This is a genomic window from Streptomyces sp. WELS2 (assembly GCF_013870595.1).
Taxonomy (GTDB): domain Bacteria; phylum Actinomycetota; class Actinomycetes; order Streptomycetales; family Streptomycetaceae; genus Streptomyces.
In genome coordinates, this window is record NZ_JACBWZ010000518.1 from 1 (window position 1) to 4,547 (window position 4,547).

Below are 4,547 nucleotides of genomic sequence, written 5' to 3' on the forward strand. Positions count from 1 at the left end.
GGCGATCGAGCGGGCCGAGACCGAGCTGGGGGCACGGCTGGGCCGGAGCGTGGTCAAGCTGTCCGGCTGGGACGCCCTGCTGGCGGCGGCACGGGTGCCGTAGGCGTCCGAGCCGGGGCGGGAGTGCCCTGGAGGCGGGACACACAGCGGCAACAGACCTGAAATCAACAAACTGTTCAAGGCCCTTACGGTCTCCTTCTGTCCGGCCGTCCGGATGCCCGGGTGTCCGAATGCGCGGGTGTCCGGATCCCGCCCCCGTCCGCCGCAGATGGAGACCTCGACCTCATGGCCACGACCGCAGCCGCGCACCCCGTCGACGAGATTCCCCCCATCCGGCAACTGGCCGCCTTCGGGCTCCAGCATGTGCTCGCGATGTACGCGGGCGCCGTCGCCGTGCCGTTGATCGTGGGCGGCGCGATGCGGCTGTCACCCTCCGATCTGGCGTATCTGATCACCGCGGACCTGCTGGTGTGCGGGATCGCGACACTGATCCAGTGTGTCGGCTTCCGGTGGTTCGGCGTGCGGCTGCCGGTCATGCAGGGGTGCACGTTCGCGGCCGTGTCGCCGATGGTGCTCATCGGGACGACGGGCGGCGGGCTGCCCGCGATCTACGGCTCCGTGATCGTCGCCGGGCTGGCCATCATGCTGCTGGCGCCGGTCTTCGGCAGACTGCTGCGCTTCTTCCCGCCGCTGGTGACCGGCACGGTGATCCTGATCATCGGGGTCTCGCTCCTCCCGGTCGCGGGCAACTGGGCGGCGGGTGGCGCCGGTTCGAAGGACTTCGGCGAGCCGCGGAATCTGGCGCTGGCGGGCTTCGTACTGGCCGTGGTGCTCGGCGTGCAGCGGTTCGCGCCCGTGTTCCTCTCCCGGATCGCCGTGCTCGTCGGCATCGCGGCCGGGCTCGCGGTCGCCGTGCCGCTGGGGTTCACCGACTTCGGCGGGGTCGCCGACGCCGACTGGCTGGGCATCAGCACGCCGTTCCACTTCGGGGCGCCCGAGTTCCGGGCCTCCGCCATCGCGTCCATGCTGGTGGTGGCCCTGGTGTCCATGACCGAGACCACGGGGGACCTGATCGCGGTCGGCGAGCTGACCGGGCGGCGGGCCGAGCCGCGCACGCTGGCCGACGGGCTGCGCGCGGACGGTCTGTCGACCGTGCTGGGCGGGGTGTTCAACACCTTCCCGTACACGGCGTACGCGCAGAACGTGGGCCTGGTCGGCATGACCCGGGTGCGCAGCCGCTGGGTGGTCGCGGCGGCCGGCTCCATCCTGGTACTGCTCGGTCTGCTGCCCAAACTGGGGGCGGTGGTCGCGGCGGTCCCGGCGCCGGTGCTCGGCGGGGCCGGGCTGGTGATGTTCGGAACGGTCGCGGCGAGCGGACTGCGGACGCTGAGCCGGGTCGACTTCCGGGGCAACGGCAACCTGACCGTGGTGGCCGTCCCGGTGGCGATCGGCATGCTGCCGGTGGGCGTGCCCACGCTGTACGCGAAGTTCCCTGACTGGTTCCAGACGGTGATGAACAGCGGCATCAGCGCGGGGTGCCTGTCCGCGATCGTACTGAACCTGCTCTTCAACCACCTTCCGGAAAAGGGTGGTTCAGCCGTCGACCGGAACACGGCCGGCGTGGCCGAGCCGGGCGGCCTGCCGGTCGGCCGCGGCGAGGAGGCTGTCGAGCAGCCCCGGGAAGAGGCTCTCTAGATCGTCCCGGCGCAGGCCGTTCATCTTGGCCGTGCCCCGGTAGACCTGCCGGACGACGCCGCTCTCCCGCAGCACCCGGAAGTGGTGCGTGGTGGTGGACTTGGTCACCGGCAGGTCGAACTGCGAGCAGGTCAACTCGGCTTCCCTTGCGGCCAGTTCACGCACGATCCGCAACCGCATCGGGTCGGACAGCGCGTGCAGCACGGACTCCAGCCGGATGTGCTCACGGTCCGGATGCGGCAGCGCACGGCCGGTGGCACCGCCGGCGGCTGTCTCGGTCACGGCGACCGCCCTTCGTCACGGAACTTCTTCGATGACCATCGTACGAGATCCCTCATGGTTCGACACGTGCCGTAGTTTCATGCCCATCGTAGTACGATGAATGCCGTACGAAAGGATCAAGCCGTCCGCGACGAATTGGAGTCCGTCATGCCCGCGCTCTTCGAGCCCCTCACCCTGCGCGAAGTGACCGTCCCGAACCGGGTGTGGATGGCGCCGATGTGCCAGTACTCGGCCGAGCCGGAGGGGCCGCTCACCGGTGCGCCGCACGACTGGCACTTCGCGCACTAAGCGGCGCGGGCCGCCGGGGGCACCGGGCTGATCCTGACGGAGGCGACCGCCATCGCCCCCGAGGGCCGGATCTCCCCGTACGACCTCGGACTGTGGAACGACACCCAGGTGGAGGCCTTCCGGCGGATCACCCGCTTCCTCACCGAGCAGGGCACCGTACCGGGCGTCCAGCTCGCACACGCCGGCCGGAAGGCATCGACCGAGCGGACCTGGAAGGGCGGCGGGCCCGTCGGACCGGAGGCGCACGGCTGGCAGCCCCTCGCGCCGAGTGCGCTGCCGTTCAGCGAACGCCACCCGGTGCCCACCGAACTGACGGCCGGTCAGATCCAGGAGATCGTCGGGCAGTTCGCCGCCGCCGCGCGCCGGGCGCTGGCCGCGGGCTTCGAGACCGTGGAGATCCACGGCGCCCACGGCTACCTGGTCAACGAGTTCCTCTCCCCGCACTCCAACCACCGTACGGACGCCTACGGCGGCTCGTACGAGAACCGCACCCGGTTCGCCCTGGAGATCGTGGACGCCGTACGCGAGGCGTGGCCCGCGGAGAAGCCGGTGCTGTTCCGCGTCTCCGCCACCGACTGGCTGGACGAGGGCGGCTGGACTCCGGACGACACGGTCCGCTTCGCCCGGGACCTGCACGCCCACGGCGTGGACCTGCTCGACGTCTCCACCGGCGGCAACGCGAGCGGTGTCAGCATCCCGACCGGGCCGGGCTACCAGGTGCCGTTCGCGACCCGGGTGAAGGCCGAGACCCCGCTGGCGGTCGGCGCCGTGGGACTGATCACCGAGGCCGGGCAGGCCGAGAAGATCCTGGCGAACGGCGAGGCCGACGTGATCCTGCTCGGCCGCGAGCTGCTCCGCAACCCGTCCTGGGCCCGGCAGGCGGCCCGCGAACTGGGCGCGGAGATCCGGGTGCCGATCCAGTACCACCGGTCGGTCTGACCCCGGTCCCGGAAGGACGGCTCGGGCGATCCGGGCAGGGCCGGGACGGGCAGCCGTACGGTCTCTGCGGCCCGGGCCGGGCCGGGCAGCCGTATCACCCCGGCGGTCCGGGCCCGCGCCCGTTGCCTGGGCGGTCGCGGGGTCCGGTGGTCGTGTTCCGTCGCCCAGGTCGTCATGTCGTGGGCAGCAGTCGTCCCACGGTCTGCTCCAGGCGGGGCAGTGACCGCTGGCCCGCGAGGGCGAGGGCGATCGCGGCCACGACGCCCGCCCACGCGACCGGGCCGAGCGGGGTGCAGCCGAAGGCGCGGCTGAGCACCGGGGTCTGGACCACGGCGACGAGCGCCAGCGCGGAGCCCAGCGAGGTCACCTGCACCAGCCGGCTGTCCCGCCGGTCGAGCAGGGTCTGCACCAGCTGGGTGCCGACCACCCCGCACAGGGCCATGGTGCTGGAGCGGCGGGCGGTGCCCGGGGTGAAGCGGCCGATCAGCCAGGCCGTGACCGCGCCCAGACAGGTGGTCAGCGCCCGGTGCCGGATCTGCCGCAGCAGCGGGGCGCCCAGCACCGCGGACGCGTCCTCCGGCGACCCGCTCCGCGCCCGGACCGCGCCCTGCGCGTCCTCCTTCTCCGTCACCGCCACGGCCATCGACGGGAAGAGGTCGGTGAACAGGTTCACCATCAGCATCTGCCGGGTGGACAGCGGCGCCCGTCCGGACAGCAGGGTCCCGATGATGCCGAAGCCGACCTCGCCCGCGTTGCCGCCGATCAGGATGGCGATGGCGTCGGCCACGCTGTGCCACAGGGCGCGGCCCTCGCCCACCGCGTCGACCAGGACCGTCAGATCGTCGTCGGTGAGCACGATGTCCGCCGCGTTGCGGGCGGCGGCCGAGCCCCGGGCGCTGATGCCGACGCCGATGTCCGCCGCGCGGATCGCCGCGGCGTCGTTGGCGCCGTCACCTACCATGCCGACCACCCGCCCCGCGTCCCGGAGCGCCTCCACCACCTGGAGCTTCTGCTCGGGTGCCACCCGGGCCACCACACCCGCGTCGCGCAGCATCCGGGCCCGGGCCCCGCGGTCGGCGGCGGCGAGCTCGTCTCCGGTGACCACCACCGTGTCGGCGGGCCAGCCCAGGTCGGCGGCGATGGCCCGCGCGGTCTGCGGATGGTCGCCGGTGAGCATCACCGGCCGTACGCCCGCCCCGTTGAGCGCGTCCACCAGTTCCGTGGAGGTCACGCGCGGTACGTCGGACAGCGCCAGCAGGCCGACGAACTCCAGGTTCTCCAGCGGCCGTTCGAGGGCCTCGTCCTCCCGCTCGGCCGCGTCCAGGCGACGTTCGGCCACCGCG

3 protein-coding genes and 1 pseudogene are annotated in these 4,547 nt (G+C 72.6%); 2 read left to right on the top strand and 2 right to left on the bottom strand.

Features of this window, described 5'->3' with window-relative positions:
- The first annotated feature begins 285 nt into the window (after nt 1–285).
- Nucleotides 286–1,695 (top strand): nucleobase:cation symporter-2 family protein, encoded by a 1,410-nt coding sequence (locus H5J33_RS24615; RefSeq protein ID WP_181797066.1) that lies wholly within the window; start codon nt 286–288, stop codon nt 1,693–1,695.
- Here the strand turns inward: H5J33_RS24615 and H5J33_RS24620 are convergent.
- Complete coding sequence (locus H5J33_RS24620; protein ID WP_181797067.1) at nt 1,594–1,977, bottom strand: helix-turn-helix transcriptional regulator; 384 nt, start codon at nt 1,975–1,977, stop codon at nt 1,594–1,596. The two genes, H5J33_RS24615 and H5J33_RS24620, sit on opposite strands and share 102 nt — an antisense overlap.
- 147 nt (nt 1,978–2,124) lie before the next feature.
- On the opposite strand from H5J33_RS24620, the pseudogene H5J33_RS24625 reads away from it, so the two are divergent.
- Nucleotides 2,125–3,204: pseudogene (locus H5J33_RS24625) on the top strand (NADH:flavin oxidoreductase/NADH oxidase).
- Between the two features lie 172 nt (nt 3,205–3,376).
- On the opposite strand, the gene H5J33_RS24630 reads toward H5J33_RS24625, so the two are convergent.
- Nucleotides 3,377–4,547 (bottom strand): cation-translocating P-type ATPase (locus H5J33_RS24630; RefSeq protein WP_181797068.1); only part of this gene is annotated, 1,171 nt, incomplete at its 5' end.

Coding starts and splice junctions, on each gene's coding strand:
- H5J33_RS24615 (WP_181797066.1), top strand. CDS start 286: ATGGCCACGACCGCAGCCGCGCACCCCGTCGACGAGATTCCCCCCATC.